The organism is Streptomyces sp. (genome assembly GCF_019510245.1).
Lineage (GTDB): Bacteria > Actinomycetota > Actinomycetes > Streptomycetales > Streptomycetaceae > Streptomyces.
This window is the reverse complement of record NZ_JAEKKT010000116.1, coordinates 54,435-70,851: the sequence shown is the minus strand read 5'-3', so window position 1 is coordinate 70,851 and position 16,417 is coordinate 54,435. Positions and strand designations below refer to the sequence as shown.

15 protein-coding genes, 1 tRNA gene and 1 pseudogene are annotated in these 16,417 nt (G+C 69.7%); 7 read left to right on the top strand and 10 right to left on the bottom strand.

The genetic code is table 11. From position 1 onward, the window contains the following. Positions 1-68: 68 nt before the first annotated feature. The gene (locus JF597_RS08225) at positions 69-512 is read right to left on the bottom strand and encodes an Rrf2 family transcriptional regulator (RefSeq protein WP_293991128.1); all 444 of its coding nucleotides are present in this window, start codon (positions 510-512) and stop codon (positions 69-71) included. A gap of 167 nt (positions 513-679) precedes the next feature. Here JF597_RS08225 and JF597_RS08220 point away from each other — a divergent pair, with 167 nt between their 5' ends. The 3 genes from JF597_RS08220 to JF597_RS08210 all read left to right on the top strand — a co-directional run bounded on the left by JF597_RS08220 (position 680) and on the right by JF597_RS08210 (position 4,243). Further along, a complete protein-coding gene (locus JF597_RS08220; protein ID WP_293991126.1) occupies positions 680-1,351 on the top strand; it encodes a DUF3105 domain-containing protein in 672 nt (223 codons plus the stop codon). Position 1,352: 1 nt separating this feature from the next. Next, on the top strand, positions 1,353-1,988 hold the full coding sequence (locus JF597_RS08215; RefSeq protein WP_293991124.1) for a DUF305 domain-containing protein: 636 nt from the start codon (positions 1,353-1,355) through the stop codon (positions 1,986-1,988). A gap of 335 nt (positions 1,989-2,323) precedes the next feature. Next, positions 2,324-4,243 carry a S53 family peptidase gene (locus JF597_RS08210; protein ID WP_293991234.1) on the top strand — a complete coding sequence of 640 codons (1,920 nt, stop codon included), beginning with the start codon at positions 2,324-2,326 and terminating at the stop codon, positions 4,241-4,243. A 48-nt stretch (positions 4,244-4,291) separates the two neighbouring features. Here JF597_RS08210 and JF597_RS08205 read toward each other — a convergent pair whose 3' ends face one another. Together JF597_RS08205 and JF597_RS08200 are read right to left on the bottom strand one after the other, a co-directional pair. Next, positions 4,292-4,588 (bottom strand): DUF397 domain-containing protein, encoded by a 297-nt coding sequence (locus JF597_RS08205; protein WP_293991122.1) that lies wholly within the window; start codon positions 4,586-4,588, stop codon positions 4,292-4,294. Beyond that, positions 4,560-5,422, bottom strand: a pseudogene (locus tag JF597_RS08200) (helix-turn-helix transcriptional regulator). The gene JF597_RS08205 and the pseudogene JF597_RS08200 overlap by 29 nt, the downstream one beginning before the upstream one ends. A 133-nt stretch (positions 5,423-5,555) precedes the next feature. Between JF597_RS08200 and JF597_RS08195 the strand changes: the two are divergent. After that, positions 5,556-5,783, top strand: a complete 228-nt coding sequence (locus JF597_RS08195) for a hypothetical protein (RefSeq protein WP_293991120.1) — start codon at positions 5,556-5,558, stop codon at positions 5,781-5,783. Beyond that, positions 5,780-6,340 (top strand): ATP-binding protein, encoded by a 561-nt coding sequence (locus JF597_RS08190; protein ID WP_293991118.1) that lies wholly within the window; start codon positions 5,780-5,782, stop codon positions 6,338-6,340. The genes JF597_RS08195 and JF597_RS08190 overlap by 4 nt, the downstream gene beginning before the upstream one ends. Positions 6,341-6,476: 136 nt before the next feature. On the opposite strand, the gene JF597_RS08185 is transcribed toward JF597_RS08190, so the two are convergent. Both JF597_RS08185 and JF597_RS08180 read right to left on the bottom strand, forming a co-directional pair. Then, positions 6,477-8,222: a S8 family serine peptidase gene (locus tag JF597_RS08185; RefSeq protein WP_293991116.1), complete on the bottom strand. Its 1,746-nt coding sequence runs from the start codon at positions 8,220-8,222 to the stop codon at positions 6,477-6,479. Between the two features lie 133 nt (positions 8,223-8,355). Continuing rightward, complete coding sequence (locus tag JF597_RS08180) at positions 8,356-8,859, bottom strand: hypothetical protein (RefSeq protein WP_293991114.1); 504 nt, start codon at positions 8,857-8,859, stop codon at positions 8,356-8,358. Between the two features lie 460 nt (positions 8,860-9,319). Here JF597_RS08180 and JF597_RS08175 point away from each other — a divergent pair. Beyond that, positions 9,320-9,391: transfer RNA gene (locus tag JF597_RS08175), tRNA-Gln, on the top strand. An 83-nt stretch (positions 9,392-9,474) separates the two neighbouring features. Here JF597_RS08175 and JF597_RS08170 read toward each other — a convergent pair. The 5 genes from JF597_RS08170 to JF597_RS08150 all read right to left on the bottom strand — a co-directional run bounded on the left by JF597_RS08170 (position 9,475) and on the right by JF597_RS08150 (position 15,303). Continuing rightward, positions 9,475-10,089 carry a Uma2 family endonuclease gene (locus JF597_RS08170; RefSeq protein ID WP_293991112.1) on the bottom strand — a complete coding sequence of 205 codons (615 nt, stop codon included), beginning with the start codon at positions 10,087-10,089 and terminating at the stop codon, positions 9,475-9,477. Between the two features lie 191 nt (positions 10,090-10,280). Beyond that, positions 10,281-11,507: an MFS transporter gene (locus tag JF597_RS08165; protein WP_293991110.1), complete on the bottom strand. Its 1,227-nt coding sequence runs from the start codon at positions 11,505-11,507 to the stop codon at positions 10,281-10,283. 148 nt (positions 11,508-11,655) lie between these two features. Further along, complete coding sequence (locus JF597_RS08160) at positions 11,656-12,708, bottom strand: endonuclease/exonuclease/phosphatase family protein (protein WP_293991108.1); 1,053 nt, start codon at positions 12,706-12,708, stop codon at positions 11,656-11,658. Positions 12,709-12,888: 180 nt separating this feature from the next. Then, on the bottom strand, positions 12,889-13,512 hold the full coding sequence (locus JF597_RS08155) for a TetR/AcrR family transcriptional regulator (RefSeq protein WP_293991106.1): 624 nt from the start codon (positions 13,510-13,512) through the stop codon (positions 12,889-12,891). Between the two features lie 192 nt (positions 13,513-13,704). Continuing rightward, complete coding sequence (locus tag JF597_RS08150; RefSeq protein ID WP_293991104.1) at positions 13,705-15,303, bottom strand: MFS transporter; 1,599 nt, start codon at positions 15,301-15,303, stop codon at positions 13,705-13,707. Between the two features lie 235 nt (positions 15,304-15,538). On the opposite strand from JF597_RS08150, the gene panB reads away from it, so the two are divergent. Then, entirely contained in the window at positions 15,539-16,414 is an 876-nt protein-coding gene (gene panB / locus JF597_RS08145; RefSeq protein WP_293991102.1) for a 3-methyl-2-oxobutanoate hydroxymethyltransferase, read from the top strand. Positions 16,415-16,417 lie beyond the last annotated feature (3 nt).

Sequence of the window (16,417 nt, the reverse complement as noted above, 5' to 3'; positions counted from 1 at the left end):
ACGGCGGTACTTACGAAGGGCAAGTCATGGCCCGCGCTTGGTTGTCGCCTTCGTGCGCGCGACGGGCGCTAAACCGCCCCCGGCCTTCCGGAGATGCCGAGCAGCAACGGCCCTGTCGGCTCCGCCACCAGGTCCGCCACCGTCACCGGGTCCAGCGCCGCGAAGAACGCCTCCTGGGCCCGGCGCAGGGCACCCCGCAGGCGGCAGCCGGAGTTGAGGGGGCACGGGGTGGCGCCCTCGCAGTCCACCACGTCCCCTTCGCCCTCGAAGGTGCGCACCAGCGCCCCCACCGAAGCGCTGCGGCCCTTCCCGGTCAGCGTCAGTCCGCCGCCCCGGCCGCGCCGGGCGTCGACGAGCCCCATGTGCTGCAGTTCGGCGACGACCTTGGCGGCGTGCGTGTACGGCACGTCCATGTCACCGGCGACCTCGCGGGTCGTGGGGCTGGCGTCGCCCGCGACGGCGAGCCGCATCAGGAGGCGCAGAGCCAGGTCGGTGGAGCGCAGCAGCCGCATACCGGCCAGCGTAGGTAATACGCATCCATCATTCAAATTATCGGTTTCCTGTCGGATCCCGGGTCTTTACGGGACTTTCCTGTGCCCCGCCTACGGCCGGCCCTCCTCCCCATTACGATCAGCGAGCCCCACCGTCCACGTCCCTTTCCCCCAGAAGGACACATCCCATGGGTTCCGCGAAGAAGAGCAGCAACGCCGAGCGCAAGGCGCGCATAGAGGAGATGCGGCGGGCGGAGCGTGCCCGCGAGCGCCGCAACCGGATCCTCACCATCGCCGCGAGCGCGGTGGTCGTGGCCGGTCTCGTCGTCGGCGGCGTGGTGCTCGTCAACTCGCAGTCGGGCAAGAACGACAGCGCGAGCGACGCCAAGGGCGGCTCCGGGGACTCCGGCCACTTCGTCACCGGCAGCGACGGCGTGCGGACCTGGACGGGCAAGCTGTCCCGCACCCACGTCACGGGGACCGTGCAGTACCCGATGCACCCGCCGGTCGGCGGCAACCACAACCCGGTGTGGCTCAACTGCAACGGGAACGTCTACACCAAGGTCGTGAAGGACGAGAACGCCGTGCACGCCCTCGAACACGGCGCGGTCTGGGTGACGTACACCGACAAGGCGAGCAAGGCCGACGTGGACAAGCTGGCGGCGAAGGTGAAGCAGACGCCGTACTCGCTGATGAGCCCGTACGCGGACCAGACCTCGCCGATCGAGCTGTCGGCGTGGGGTCACCAGCTGAGCGTGACGAGCGCGGACGACCCGAAGGTCGGCAAGTTCTTCCAGACGTACGTGCAGGGCAAGCAGACGCCGGAGCCGGGGGCCTCCTGCACGGGCGGGACGATGTGACGTGAAGAAGCACATCGGCTGGATCGCCGGGACCACCGCGGCGGCGCTCGTCGCCGCCGGCGCGATCACCTACGCGGTCGCCGAGGACGGCGACGGCGGTGGCGGCGGCCTGAAGGTCCCGAGCGCGGACGGGGCGGACGCGGGGTTCGCGCGGGACATGGCGGTCCACCACCAGCAGGCCGTGGAGATGTCGTACATCGTCCGCGACCGCACGAAGAACACGGAAGTACGGCGGCTCGCCTACGACATCGCGCAGACGCAGGCCAACCAGCGCGGCATGCTGCTGGGCTGGCTGGACCTGTGGGACCTGCCGAAGGTGTCGGCGAAGCCGCCGATGTCCTGGATGGGCATGGGCGACATGCCCGAGCGCGGCGACGGTTCGCTGATGCCGGGCATGGCCACCGACACCGAGCTGAAGAAGCTGGGGACCCTGAACGGCAGGCAGGCGGAGATCTTCTACCTCCAGCTGATGACGGACCATCACAAGGGCGGCATCCACATGGCCGAGGGGTGCGTGGCCAAGTGCACCGTCGCGGTGGAGAAGAGCCTCGCCCAGGGCATGGTGGACGCGCAGCAGTCGGAACTGACGACGATGAAGCAGATGCTGAAGGAGCGGGGCGCGAAGCCGCGCGACTGAACGGCCCCCAACGCGCCTGACAAGACCGGAGATTTGTCGACTTAACGGTACCGCAAGCATTCAACAACAATCGCAACCGATCTGTAATGCTCCGCGCGCTGTCGAAAGTGGACCAAAAGCCCCTAATCAACGCCCACTTGGGACTTCCTTGGGTTTCTCATTCCCCTGGCATGAACAGTTCACCGAAAGAGTGACGTCCACCGTGTGATCCATTCACGGGCCGTTCCGCCGCAGGCCTCCTGGTGACCACGGACGACCGACCACTCCATGCGTCGAACCGCATAGCAGGGGGCAGTATGAGATCCAACCGTGCCAAGGTGCGGGCCAGCGTGAGCATGGCAGCGACACTGCCGATGATCGCCGGCGCGCTCGCACTCGGCATACCCGCGGCGCACGCCGCGGACAACCCGGCCCGTGACAGCCTGAAGGGCACCAAGCCCACCTGGGCCACGGCCAAGGCGGACAAGGGCGCCACCTCGGACAGCGCGCAGGTCAAGGCCCGGGTCTACCTGGCCGGCCAGGACGCCAAGGGCCTCGCGGCCTACGCGAAGGCGGTGTCCGACCCCAGCTCGCCGCTCTACGGCAAGTACCTCAGCGCCAAGCAGGTCCAGGCCCGCTACGGCGCCACCAAGGCCCAGGTGAAGGCCGTCAAGTCCTGGCTGACCGCGTCCGGCCTGACGGTCACCGAGGTCACCCAGCACTACATCGCCGTCACCGGCGACGTGTCCGCCGCCGAGCAGGCGTTCGGCACGCAGCTGCACAACTACGCCAAGGGCTCCAAGACCTACCGCGCCCCCGCGAAGACCGCCTCGGTGCCGGCCTCCGTCAGCGCCGCCGTCCTGACCGTCACCGGCCTGGACAGCGCGCCGCACAAGGCGAGCCACGACGACACGCTGCCGCCGCCGGACTCCGTGTTCAAGAACTCCGGGCCGTTCTCCTCGTACTACGGCTCGAACATCGCGACCACGCTGCCGGACGCGTACGGCACGAAGATCCCGTACGCCGTCGAGGGCTACACCGGCAAGCAGTTGCGGGCCGCCTACGGCGCCGGCAAGTACACCGGCAAGCACGTGCGCGTCGCCATCACCGACGCGTACGCCTCGCCGACCATCGCCTTCGACGCCGGCACCTACGCCAAGACCAACGGCGACCAGGCCTGGAAGACCAGCCAGCTGCACCAGGTGCTGCCGGATGCCTACACCAAGACCGAGGAGTGCCAGGCCGCCGGCTGGTACGGCGAGGAGACCCTGGACGTCGAGGCCGTGCACGCGGTCGCGCCGGACGCCGACGTCACCTACGTGGGTGCCGCGTCCTGCAATGACGACGACTTCCTCGACGCGCTCGGCAAGGTCGTCGACAACCACCTGGCCGACATCGTCTCCAACTCGTGGGCAGAGGTGGAGAATGACGAAACTCCGTCTCTGGTGGCGGCCTACGACCAGGTCTTCCAACTCGGCGCGGTGCAAGGTATCGGTTTTTATTTCTCCTCCGGCGACGACGGTGACGAGGTCGCCAAGACCGGGACGAAGCAGGTCGAGGCGCCCGCAAACTCCGCCTGGGTGACGGCAGTCGGCGGTACCTCCCTCGCCGTCGGCAAGGGCGACAAGTATTTGTGGGAGACCGGCTGGGGCACCGAGAAGGCCTCGTTGTCGGCCGACGGCAAGAGCTGGACCAACTTCCCGGGCGCGTTCACCTCGGGCGCGGGCGGCGGCACCAGCAAGACGGTCGGCGAGCCGTACTACCAGAAGAACGTCGTCCCGAAGGCGCTGGCCACGTCCAACAGCGCCGCCGGCAACCGGGTCGTCCCCGACATCTCGGCGATCGCGGACCCCAACACGGGCTTCAAGGTCGGCCAGACGCAGACCCAGGCGGACGGCACCGAGGCGTACAGCGAGTACCGCATCGGCGGCACCTCGCTGGCCGCGCCGGTGATCGCGGCGGTCCAGGCTCTCGCCCAGGAGGCGCGCGGCGGCAAGGCGCTCGGTTTCGCCAACCCGCTTATCTACTCCAGGTACGGCACGAAGGTCTACCACGACGTCACGGACGAGCCGACCGGCAAGGACCTCGCGGTCGCCCGCGTCGACTTCGCCAACGGCTACGACGCCACCGACGGCTTGCTGACCTCGGTCCGCAGCCTCGGCAAGGACAGCTCCCTGTCCGCGGTCAAGGGCTATGACGACGTCACGGGCGTCGGCACCCCGGCGAACGGCTACGTCGCGTCGTACAAGCCGGCGAAGGCACACCGCAAGCACTGACCCGCTGCGCGGCTCGGCCGACTGAGGGGCGTGGGGTCGTCGGAGACCTCACGCCCCTTCGTGCTGCGGCGGGATGAGGGAGGCGATGAAAGGGGCCCAGGCAGCAGACGCCAGCAGGAGGACGGGACCTTGGGGGGCCTTGGAGTCGCGGACGGGGACGAGGCCGGGGATGTTGTCGGCGACTTCTGCGCAGTTCCCGCCGTCGCCGTTGCTGTAGCTGGACCTGCGCCAGAGGGCGGCGCTGGGGAAGTCGCGGGCGACCTCTACGCATTCCCCGCCGTCACCGTTGCTGTAGCTGCTCTTGAACCAGAGCGCGTCACTCAAGTCGATCCGGCTGCTTGCCATTTCGATATTCCCCGCCGCTGCCTCGATCATGGCCAGGGACGTCTCCGGTGACAGTGCGACGGCCCTGAGCCGATCGTATGCCTTGCGGTACTGCTTCACGAGGGCCGGATCGTCGATGGTGTCCCCGCTGTAGGACGCCTCCGTGTAGACGAGTGGCGGCGCCTCGGGGAAGGTCATGACCATGATGGAGGCAGCCATCAAGGGATACGCCCCGGTCTTCCGCGGGACGATCTGCGGAACGATCCGGCGGCGCCCGGCCAACTCCGCTACGCGACCCAGTTGTTCGGCCATCTCCTGCGGCGGCAGGATCGCATCAGTGATCAGCGACTCGTGCAGGATCGCCCAGTATTCCGGAGTGGCGTGGTCCTCCTCGAACAGCCGGGCCCGGGCGAGACGGGCCTGCACCTTCTCATCGACCCAGTCGTCGACCGCAGCCGGGTGAGCCGACCAGACCAGGGCCCGCGCGTACGAGGCGGTCTGAAGCAGCCCGGGGAAGATGCTGGGGGACCACAACTCGATAGAGTCCGCATGCCTTTCCGCCTCCAGCGCCTTCTCGAAGTACGACGCATGCGGGCCCCGCCTCGCCCTCCGCACATCCTCGCAATGCCGCTCGAAGTACCCGTCCGTCCCCAGCACCCGATCCACGTGCCGGGCCAGTTCCAACGGCATCCGGCGTTCGCCACGTTCGATGTCGCTCAGATGCGACTTGCCGTAGAAGCTGCCCTCGACGAGCTTCTCCAGGCACAGTCCCGCCGACTCCCGCTTCCACCTCAACTCCTTGCCGTAGAGGCCGGGGACGCTCGAAGAGCCGTCGATGTCCTTGCGTCGGGCCACGTGCTCACCGCCGTAACTCATGGTGCTATTTCCGCAGTTCGCGTCGCGTACGCGAATGCCCTTCCACGGTAGCGAGCGGGACGACAGTCTGTGACGCATTCGTCACACACCGCACAGAAGGTAGCCCGACCGCATGCCCGACCCCTCCCCCACTGCCTACGACGTCACCCTCTGCGTCGAGGACCTCCGCACCGCCCTTCCCGAGCACGGCATCACGCTGCCGTCCCTCCGCGTCGACCTGCCGAGCTTCGCGGGCACGTACGCACCGCCCGCCGGCCTCGTCTCGCTCGGGAACTGCAACACGGCGACGGCACGGGCGCTCGCCATCGCGCTCAGGAAGACGGCGGTGGCGGAACGATGACGACGCACCTCGAACTTCACCTAGCGGCCACGCCGAAGGCGGCACCGGAGCTGCGTCACCGGCTCCGCGACCACACCTTCGATGTCCGGCTGTGCGCGACGGAGTTGCTGACGAATGTGATCGAGCACGTCGGCGAGGGAGCGCCGGTCACCGTCCGGGTCATGGGCACGCACGAGCACGGCCGTACCCGGATCGAGGTGACCGACTCCGGTCCACGGACGCTGCCCGCCCTGCTCCCCGCCACGTCGACGGAGGAATCGGGGCGCGGCCTGGCCGTCCTCGACGCGCTGACCGATCGCTGGGGCGTGGACCGGGGCCCGGACCGGTCTGGTGCGAGATCAGTCATCCGGCCCTTCGCGAGGAATCCCCGCCGCGGCTGTCGCCGCAAGCACCAACAGGCCGGCATCGAGGACGAGGAAGAAGACCGATGCGGCCCCCGTTCCGCTCGACCACCTCACGAACGGCCGATTCAGGTGGTCGAACCCGAACGCCGACCCGGTTGCGCCCAGAGGGCGTTCATCTGGGCGTACGCCGGCAGGTCGCCATGGAGCCGCTGATCGGCCGACTCGCCGAGCGGAGGGGTGTGGGGTCCCGGTCCTGATGACCTCACTCCCTCCGCATGACGACGAGCGGAAGGCTTTCGCCCTGGCCCGGAGTACCCGCAGTACCCGGGTCACGGGCCGGGAGAGGGAGCTACCCGGTCATGGACGGGGCGAAGGGAGACAGGGCCGGGCCGAGCTGGGGGCCGTGGGCCAGGCCGAGGGCGGCAAGGGCGTCGGGCAGGCCGCACCCGGTACGGGCCGCGTCCAGTGTTCCCGGTGCGGCGAGCGGGCGGCAGCTGGCGGCGAGGATCCCGAAGAGGTGCTGCACGCGGCCCGGCCCCCGGGGCAGCAATTGGCCGTGGAAGTCCTCGTGGTGGGCCAGCACGAGCGCGGCCAGGCCCGCGATGTGGGCCGACGCGGTGCCGGTGCCGTCGAGGGCGGTGTAGCCGCCGTCCGGGGAACAGGACAGGACCGAGACGCCGGGGGCGGCCGCGTTCACTCCGGGACCGTGGCAGCTGAACGGAGCGGCGAACAGCCCCTCCGGGCTCAACTGCGGCCCGATGTGGGTGGCCTGGGAGGTGTCGGGCGGGTAGGTGCCGAAGGCTCCCAGGGCGCCCACGCCGAAGACGGTGGGCAGGGAGGCGGGGAAGGAGACCGGTCCGCCGCTGTCGCCGACCGGAGCGATGCAGGCGATGCCCGCCGCGGTGGCATCGGCGAGTTTGCGGGAGACCAGCGACGAGGGGTACGGGGTCGCCACCTGGATGTGGGCGATGTCGACCTCGTGCTCGACGCAGTGGTCCAGGGCTGCGATCAGGTCGCTGAAGTGACCGTCGGGCATGATCTCGCAGACCTCGAGTTCGGCGTCGACGGCGATGCCGATGACGCCCTTGCCCGTGTCCGCCCCGACGATGATGCCTGCCGCGTGGGTGCCGGTGCCGACCGGATCGCGGGCCCAGCCCTCCTTCGTGCCGCGCACGAAATCGGCGCCGGAGCGCACCTGTTGCTTCAGGTCGGGGTGGTCGATGCCGACGCCCGTACCGATGACGGCGATCTTGGTGCCGAAAGCACGGAACGTGGGTGGCAGCCGGTCCAGCCGCATGGCCTGCTGGCCCCAGCCGTAACTCTGCCGCTGTTCCAGTTCCGGGTAGACCCTGGAGAGCGGGGTGAGGGTGACCAGGTTGTCCTGCGTCGCCGAGAGTTCGGGGCGCTGGATCCAGCGGTCCGTGTAGCCGCCCGCGGCCCGGACGTACAGTGCCTGCACGGACTGCGCGGTCTCCGTCGCCAGCGTGAGGGTGACCCTCCCGTCGGGGCCGGTGACGCCCTGGCTCGGCCATGCCGACCCGATCAGGAACACCCCCGCACCGGCAAGCGGTTCGCCGTCCGGACGGCAGACACTGATCGTGACCTGCAGGGGCTTCTCCAGCGGCATGACCAGCCCCGGGTCGCGCAGCGGCAGCAACCCCGCGGCCGGCATGGCGACGGGTACGGCCGTGGACAGCGGCAGATCCGGCTCGATGTGCACATGCAGCGACCGCATCGCCGGTACCTGGGCTTCGGCGGCCTCGACGACCACGAGTTCCGGGCAGGAGGGCTGCACTCCCGCCGACTGCAGCTTGTCCGACGGGGTGAGTCTGCGAACCACCGTGACCTCGGGCATCCGCTCCAGGTGGTCACACACCGCGTCCATGCCGAGTTCGGGCACTCCCACGGGCAGCAGCTGCTGCGGCAGCGGGGTCACCATGTAGCGGGACCGGCGCGGCTGTACCGCGATCGGCGACGGTCCGCCCTTCTTGCGTGGCGCCGATTTTTCCTCGGGGCCCGGCCCGCCGGCCCCCGCGCCCTCGGATTCGCTCTGGCGGCTGCTCCTGGGCTTGCTTCCGGGCCTGTCCTTGACCATTACATCCACCTTAACCATGCCTACGTCGGTTTCCGCGCTTCTGATCCGTATGACGGGCGGCTCGTGCCTTCCGTGGCTGTGCGGTGTGCCCGGGAACCGGTCCCGGGCACACCGCACTGGGCACTGCCTTGCGTCAGCCGATACCGAAGTGCTGACCCATCGGGCCGAAGCCGAAGCCGGGCTGCTGGTACTGCTGCGGGTACTGCTGGCCGAACGGCTGCTGACCGAACGACTGCTGGCCGAACCCGCCGCCCCACTGCTGCTGGCCCTGCTGGCCCTGCTGTCCCTGCTGGCTCTGCTGGCTCTGCTGGCTCTGCTGCACCAGCGTCAGGATCGCGGCCGGCAGCGCCTGCTGCACGGACTGCTCCACGGCGCTGCGCACGCCCTGCATCAGGGAGTGGTGCAGCGCGACGGCCATGTAGGGGTGGGCGTGGTGGGCGATGCCCTGCTGCTGCAACTGCTGCTGGACCTGGTGGAGCTGCTGCAGCGTCTGCTGCATGCGCTGCGCGATCTGCTGGCTCGCCTGCTGGCAGGCCTGCTGGATGGACTGCTGGACGACCTGCGCGAGCTGCTGCTGCGGCCCGGCGAACTGCTGGCCGAACTGCTGCAGAGGCGGGGTACCGGTCATCACCGACATGAAGACTCCGTTCGATGCCACTGGAAGGCAAACATAAGGCAAGCTGTTTACCTTTTCGGAATATTTCCGACATGTCGAAGTTATGGCCACGCCGAGCGGTCCCGCAATCGGGCGAGACGATCGGCGCAAGGAATCCCCCGATCGGCTCCGGTGACCGGCGAACCGGCCCCGGACGCCGCAGGATGAGCTTCTGTCCGAAGGCACCGAACGACCGCGCGGACCTCGCCCCGCCACTGTCGGCGCCTGCGGCGCGGCAGGAGGCTTCGAGGACCGGCGACGCGCAGGAGGGGCCGAAGCCCTCGGCGGGTCCGGGAGGAGAGCACGGGCAAAACTCTGGTCGACACACCCCGCACACCTCACGGCACACCGCGGGGAGCGCGGATAGGTTGGGCAACGCCCTACAGCGACACGCGGCAGGGCGACGCCCGGCTGACCGTGCTCCCGCGGTCTTCGGTGCGAATGGGATATGGGGTAATTGGCAGCCCGACGGTTTCTGGTTCCGTTAGTTCAGGTTCGAGTCCTGGTATCCCAGCAAGCGCGGACACCGCCCCTCCGGGACAGGAGGGGCGGCTCCGGTGCACGACGTGAGGCTCGCCGCCGGGGAGGCGGACGCGGTCAGTCGGCCTTCTTCTGGGCGGCCTTGAGGATCTGGTCGACGTCGAGGGTGACCTCGGCGCCGATCGACGCGGGCAGCGTGGCGGTCTCGCCGGGCGAGTACGGGCGGTGGTGCTCGTACTTTTCCCCACTGGGATCGGTGAGCACGTGGAGGCGCTGGTGCCTGCGGTCGACGATCACGTAGACCGGCACCTTGGCCTGGGCGTACGCGGCGGCCTTGGTCTTCAGGTCGTCCTTCCAGTTGCTGGAGGTGACCTCCAGGACGAGACGGAAGCAGACCGGGTCGTAGGCGTTGTTCTCGACGAGGTGGTCGTCGATGTCGGCGTCCACGATCGCGAGGTCCGGGATCGCGTAGTCCTCGACTCCGGTGGACAACCAGAGTCCGACGTTCTGCAGGACCTCGGTTTCCTCCCCGTGCAGACCTGCGGCGATGAAGGGGATCATCAGGCCGGTCAGGGCACGGGCGTGAGGGGCATCCGGTGATGGGGTCACGAGGAGGTGACCTCCGATGATCTCGACTCGGTAGCCCGGATGCCGTTCCATGATCTCGTCGGCGATGGCCGTGAGCGAGAACGGCTCGTCGTCGAAGGGCTGCTCGATGGCTGCGGCGGACATCGCGTGCCTCCCAGGGGCTGGCGTCGAGAGCATCATCGTAGGCAGATCCGATCGGCGACGCCCCGTCCGAAGCGCTTCACCCGAAGGTGAACAGCGCGCGTCCGACCCTTGAGGACCGGATCCGGCAGCACGCGACGTATCACGGTGTCCCGGCCGGGGGCGCATCGGCGACCTGGCCGGGACACGGCCGTTCAGGAGGAGTGCACCGGCTCCACGGCCTCCGGGACGTGCGAGGCGACCACCCGTACGTGGCCGGTCGGCGCCGGGACGTCCCGGCGGCGGTCCACCGCGTACGCCACGCTCGCTACGCCCAGGCCCAGGACGGCGAGGGCCGCGCCCGCCAGGGCCGGGGACGTGACGCCGAAGCCCGCGGCCAGGGCCACGCCGCCGATCCAGGCGCCGCCGGCGTTGGCGAGGTTGAAGGCCGCCTGGTTGGCGGAGGAGGCGAGGGAGGGGCCGGCGGCCGCGCGCTCCATGACCATCAGCTGGAGCGGCGAGCCGGTGACGAAGGCCGCGACACCGAGGAGGACGACCGCGCCCGCCGCGCTCCACTCCGCCCGCATCAGGACCGGGAAGAGGAGCAGCACCGCGACCATCGAGACCAGGCCGCCGAAGAGCGTGCCGCGCATCGCGTGGTCGGCGAGGCGGCCGCCGACCAGGTTGCCGATCGTGGCGCCGACGCCGAAGAGGGCGAGGAGGAGCGTCACGTTCCCCTCTCCGTAGCCGGCGGACTCGGTCAGCATCGGCGTGATGTAGCTGTACGCGGAGAAGAGGGCGCCGAAGCCGACCACCGTGGTGGCGAGGGCCAGCCAGACCGGCAGGGAGCGCAGGGCGGCCAGTTCGCCGCGCAGGCCGGACGCCGGGGCCGGGGTGTGCGTGGGGTGGATCAGGAAGAACACCGCGGCGATCGCCGCGACGCCGATCAGGCTCACGCCCAGGAAGGTCGCCCGCCAGCCGAGGTGCTGGCCCATCAGGGTCGCCACCGGGACGCCCGCGATGTTGGCGACGGTCAGGCCCATGAACATCAGGGAGACCGAGCGGGCCTTGCGCTCCGGCGCCACCATGCTGGTGGCGACGACCGCGCCGACGCCGAAGAAGGCGCCGTGCGGGAGGCCGCTGAGGAAGCGGGCGGCGAGCAGGGAGTCGTAGCCGGGGGCCAGGGCCGAGAGCGCGTTGCCCACGACGAACAGGGCCATCAGCGAGATGAGGACCCGGCGGCGGGGCAGGCGCGCGGTCAGCGCCGCCAGGAGCGGGGCGCCGATGACGACGCCGAGGGCGTACGCCGAGACCAGGTGGCCGGCGGCCGGGATCGAGATGTGGAGGTCGTCGGCGACGTCGGGCAGCAGGCCCATCATGACGAATTCGGTGGTGCCGAGACCAAAAGCGCCGACGGCCAGGGCGAGCAGGGCCAGAGGCATGAAGGACTTTGCCTTTCGGGGAGCAGGGTTCCGTGCGTTCTAAGTTCAGCTACGGAACAAAGTCTCCCAGGCCAAGTATTCCGCCAGGTTACGGCGCAGTGTCCGATTGTCCTTACAAAGAGGGTTGGACCGCGCCGGCCAGGGGTTTTTACGAACCCGATGTGGTCAGGTTCACACGCGCCGCGATCGGGAGGTGGTCGCTGCCGGTCCTCGGCAGGGTCCAGGAACTCTCCGGCTCCACGCCCTTGACCATGATCTGGTCGATGCGGGCCATCGGGAACGCGGCCGGCCAGCTGAACCCGAAGCCGCTGCCCGCCGCGCCCTGCGTGGAGCGCATCTGCGAGGTGACGCCGTTCAGGGAGCGGTCGTTCATCGTGCCGTTGAGGTCGCCGAGGAGGATCACCCGGGGCAGGGTCTCGTCGGCGATGGCCTCGCCCAGCGCGTCCGCGCTCGTGTCGCGCTGCCGGGCGGTGAAGCCGGCGTTCACCTTGACGCGCACGGAGGGGAGATGGGCGACGTAGACGGCGACGGGGCCGTGCGGGGTGGCGACCGTGGCGCGCATCGCGCGCGTCCAGCCGAGCTTGATGTCGACGGCCTTCACACCGGTGAGCCGGTACTTGCTCCACAGGCCGACGGTGCCCTCGACCGCGTGGTACCTGTACGTCGACGCCAGCGCTGTCTCGTACGTGGGTACGGCCGTCGCCGTCAGCTCCTCCAGGGCCAGCACGTCGGGGCCCGAGGCGGCGAGCCGGGCGGCCGTACCGGTCGGGTCGGGGTTGTCCGCGTTGACGTTGTGGGTGGCGACCGTGAAGTCGCCGCCGGTGCCCTGCTTGTCGGTGAGCAGTCCGCCGAACAGGTTCAGCCAGACGATCGCCGGGAGGAGCACGGCGATCAGCGCGGTCGCCGACCTGCGCAGGAAGCCGACCAGGAGCAGGACCGGGATCAGCAGGCCCAGCCAGGGCAGGAAGGTCTCGGTGAGACTGCCGAGGTTGCCGACGGCGTTGGGGATGCGGGAGTGCAGCAGCATCACACCGGCGAGGAGCAGCGCCACCACGGCGGTGACGATGCCCCGGCGCCAGATGCGCGGATCGTTCCGCCAGCCCTTCAGCAGCCGTTCCACCAGGCGTCGGAACCGGTCTCCCCGACGCTCGGGTCCCGAGCCGCCGTTGTCCGTCTCCGTCATGTACGCCTGCTGCGCCATACCGCCTGCCTCACAACCCGCCGTGCACACCGTCGTCCCCCGATTACGACCCTAGGGGATGATCGGCTCCTCTCCCGCCGTCACATGACGGCCGTACGGAAGACGATGACGAACAGGCCGGGGGAAGGGGTTCCGGTTACCGCCGGGTCGGCGGGGTCTGTGACGAAACGCGCACACTCGCTACGGCGAGGTGACGGGGCCCAGCCCCGCCAGCACCTCGTCGACGATCTGTTCGGCGAGGCCTTCGGGGAGTTCGGCGTCGGGGCGCAGGACGGCCCTGAGCAGCATCGGTCCGGTGAACATGTCGTTGGCCAGCTCGATGTCGACGTCGGCGCGGAGTTCGCCGTTGCGCTGGCCCCGGCGCAGCACTTCCCTGCCCAGTTCGCGCCGGGGGTTGACGACGTTGGCGTGGTAGGCGTTCCAGATGCGGGGGCTGCTCTTCATCTGGGCGTAGACGTTGTGCAGGATGGCCGACGAACGGTTCATCAGACCGCGCTGCCGCAGCGATTCGAGCAGCACGACGAGGTCGTCGCGCATGGAGGTGCCGGGGAGTTCGGGGTCGGGGGGCTCGGCGGCGCGCATGACGTCGACGAAGAGCTCCTCCTTGCCGTTCCAGCGGCGGTAGATGGTGGCCTTGCCGACGCCGGCGGTCCGGGCGATCCGCTCGATGGAGAGCTCAGCGAGCGGGACGCCGTCCTCCAGGAGCTTCATCACGCCTTCCAGGATGGCGATCTCCACCGCCTCGCTGCGGGGGCGGCCGCGGGCCGGAGTGATGGACCGCGGTCCGCTGTCGGCAAGCGTCACGTCGTACCGTCCTCTCAGTGCACTGGCTGCGGGAATTCTCCCGCAGCCGAAGCCTCCCCCCGTGGTGGGCCACGAGGTTTCCCCGCGGCTCCGGGGTGTCCCCCGGCCCCCCGGTCCCCCGGTGTCCCCCCGTGGTTCCTGCCGGTGCCGGCCGGTCCGTTCAGTCGCTCCGGTCGTGCCGGTCGCTCGGGTTCACTCCGCCGCCACGACCAACTCCTGCTCCCGGTCCCCCTGCTGACCGGCCGGTGGTTTTCCCGGCAGGAAGAGAGTCACGACCACGGCGCCGATCAGCGCGACGCCCGCGCCACACAGGGCGGTGATGTGCATGGCGTGCAGGAAGGCGTCGTTGGCGGGGGTGACCAGGGCCTTGCCCTGCGCCCCGAGCTTCGAGGCGACGCCGAGCGTGGCCTCGATGGACTCGCCGGCGGTGTCGCGCAGCCCCGGGGGCAGCGCGCCGAGCCTGCCCTCGATGCCGTTGCGGTACGACGTCGACAGCACCGAGCCGAGCACGGCGATGCCGAGGGCGCCGCCGACCTGGCGGAAGGTGTTGCTGAGCGCGGAGGCGGAACCGGCCTTCTCGCGGGGCAGGGCCTGCATGATGACGACCGAGGTCGGCGTCATGATGTGCGCCATGCCGGTGCCCATGAGGAAGAAGACGACCTCGAGGATCCAGATCGGCGTGTCGGCCTCGAAGGTGGCGAAGGTGGCCAGGGTGGCGGCGATCAGCACCAGGCCGCCCGCGGTGGTGGCCTTGTTGCCGAACCGCTCCACCACCAGCCGGGCCCGCGGCGCGAAGATCATCTGCGCGGCGGCCAGCGGGAGCAGCAGCAGACCGGACTGCAGCGGCGAGTAGCCGCGCACGCTCTGGGTGTAGAAGACGGAGAAGAAGGTCACGCCCATCAGCGCGAAGAAGACCAGCGCGATGGCGGCCATGGCGGCCGAGAAGACCTTGTTCTTGAAGTAGGTGACGTCCAGGGACGGGTGGTCGCTGCGCTTCTCGTAGATCACGAAGCCGGCGAGGACCGCGAGGCCGGCGAAGATGGTCGCGAGCACCTTGGCGTCGGTGAAGTCGGCGAGCTCGCCGCCCTTGATGATGCCGTAGACCAGCAGGACGAGGCCGACTACGGAGAGCACCACGCCGACGGGGTCGAGACGGCCGGGGCGCGGGTCGCGCGAGTCGGGCACCAGCCAGACCATCAGGGCGAGCGCGATGATCACGATCGGTACGTTGACGAGGAAGACCGAGCCCCACCAGAAGTGGTCGAGCAGCACACCGCCGGTGATCGGGCCGATGGCGATGGCGAGGCCGACGCCGCCGGCCCAGATGCCGATCGCCTTCGGCTGCTCCTGGCGCTCGAAGACGTTCATCAGGACGGCGAGGGTGGCGGGCATCACGAAGGCGGCGCCGAGGGCCATCAGGGCGCGGAAGGCGATCAGCTGGTCCGCGGAGCCGGACTCGGCGGCCAGGGCCGAGCCGACGCCGAAGATCAGGAGGCCGCCGATGAGCACCTTCTTGCGGCCGAGGCGGTCGCCGACGAGCCCGGAGGTGAAGAGCAGGCCGGCGAAGACGAGGGTGTAGGCGTTGATCGCCCATTCCAGCTGGCTCTGGGTGGCGCCGAGGCCGACCGGGGCCGGGGTGGAGATGGTCTTGACGGCGACGTTCAGGATCGAGTTGTCGAGCACCACGATCAGCAGGCTCAGCATGAGCACGCCGAGAATCGCCCAGCGGCGCCGGTGCACCGCCTCGGGTATGCGCGGGCCGGGTGGAGCGTGGTCGGCAGGAGTTGTCATGCCGATGAGCCTATGACCATTCCAATACGGTACCGTCTCGTATCTGAATTCCTTTACCCAGACCTTACGGAACGCGGCAGAGCGGGGCGGCCCCGGGTCAGAGGGCGGCGGCCGGGGACCGGTGACCGATGGATCACACGGGGGTCCTCTGGCCGTCGGCGGCACGAAGTGCCACCATGAGAGGGATCCGGGGACACCGTCAGGGTGCCTCGAGATGACTGAAGGAGCCGTTGTCATGACGCAGCTTTCGGCTGCCCAGACTGTGCAGAACAGCCCCTCCGACGGCAGCAGGGCACTGTACGGGGGGAAGGGCACCCGCCGCATCACGGTTCGCGACATCGCCCTCGCCAAGGAACGCGGCGAGAAGTGGCCCATGCTCACCGCCTACGACGCGATGACCGCCTCCGTCTTCGACGAGGCCGGCATCCCGGTACTCCTGGTCGGCGACTCGGCCGGCAACTGTCACCTCGGCTACGAGTCGACGGTCCCCGTGACGCTCGACGAGATGACGATGCTGTCGGCGGCCGTGGTCCGCGGCACCCAGCGCGCCCTGATCGTCGGCGACCTCCCCTTCGGCTCCTACCAGGAGGGCCCGGTGCAGGCGCTGCGCTCGGCGACCCGGCTGGTGAAGGAGGCGGGCGTCGGCGCGGTCAAGCTGGAGGGCGGCGAGCGGTCGCACGAACAGATCCGGCTGCTCGTCGAGTCCGGCATCCCGGTGATGGCGCACATCGGCCTGACCCCGCAGTCCGTCAACGCGATGGGCTACCGCGTGCAGGGCCGCGGCGAGGAGGCGGCCCAGCAGCTGCTGCGCGACGCCAAGTCGGTCCAGGACGCGGGCGCGTTCGCGGTCGTGCTCGAACTGGTCCCGGCGGAGCTCGCGGCCGAGGTGACCCGGGTGCTGCACATCCCGACCGTCGGCATCGGCGCCGGTCCCGAGACCGACGCGCAGGTCCTGGTCTGGACGGACATGCTCGGCCTGACCTCGGGCCGGGTCCCGAAGTTCGTGAAGAAGTACGCGAACCTGCGCGAGGTCATGGGCGACGCGGCCAGGGCCTACGCCGAGGACGTCGTCGGCGGAACGTTCCCGCTGGAGGAGCACTCCGTCCACTGAGCG

Coding starts and splice junctions, on each gene's coding strand:
- panB (WP_293991102.1), top strand. CDS start 15,539: ATGACGCAGCTTTCGGCTGCCCAGACTGTGCAGAACAGCCCCTCCGAC.
- JF597_RS08180 (WP_293991114.1), bottom strand. CDS start 8,859: ATGTCGGTGATGACCGGTACCCCGCCTCTGCAGCAGTTCGGCCAGCAG.
- JF597_RS08185 (WP_293991116.1), bottom strand. CDS start 8,222: ATGGTCAAGGACAGGCCCGGAAGCAAGCCCAGGAGCAGCCGCCAGAGC.
- JF597_RS08205 (WP_293991122.1), bottom strand. CDS start 4,588: ATGGCAAGCAGCCGGATCGACTTGAGTGACGCGCTCTGGTTCAAGAGC.
- JF597_RS08170 (WP_293991112.1), bottom strand. CDS start 10,089: ATGTCCGCCGCAGCCATCGAGCAGCCCTTCGACGACGAGCCGTTCTCG.
- JF597_RS08150 (WP_293991104.1), bottom strand. CDS start 15,303: ATGACAACTCCTGCCGACCACGCTCCACCCGGCCCGCGCATACCCGAG.
- JF597_RS08195 (WP_293991120.1), top strand. CDS start 5,556: ATGCCCGACCCCTCCCCCACTGCCTACGACGTCACCCTCTGCGTCGAG.
- JF597_RS08210 (WP_293991234.1), top strand. CDS start 2,324: ATGGCAGCGACACTGCCGATGATCGCCGGCGCGCTCGCACTCGGCATA.
- JF597_RS08190 (WP_293991118.1), top strand. CDS start 5,780: ATGACGACGCACCTCGAACTTCACCTAGCGGCCACGCCGAAGGCGGCA.
- JF597_RS08225 (WP_293991128.1), bottom strand. CDS start 512: ATGCGGCTGCTGCGCTCCACCGACCTGGCTCTGCGCCTCCTGATGCGG.
- JF597_RS08220 (WP_293991126.1), top strand. CDS start 680: ATGGGTTCCGCGAAGAAGAGCAGCAACGCCGAGCGCAAGGCGCGCATA.
- JF597_RS08165 (WP_293991110.1), bottom strand. CDS start 11,507: ATGCCTCTGGCCCTGCTCGCCCTGGCCGTCGGCGCTTTTGGTCTCGGC.
- JF597_RS08160 (WP_293991108.1), bottom strand. CDS start 12,708: ATGGCGCAGCAGGCGTACATGACGGAGACGGACAACGGCGGCTCGGGA.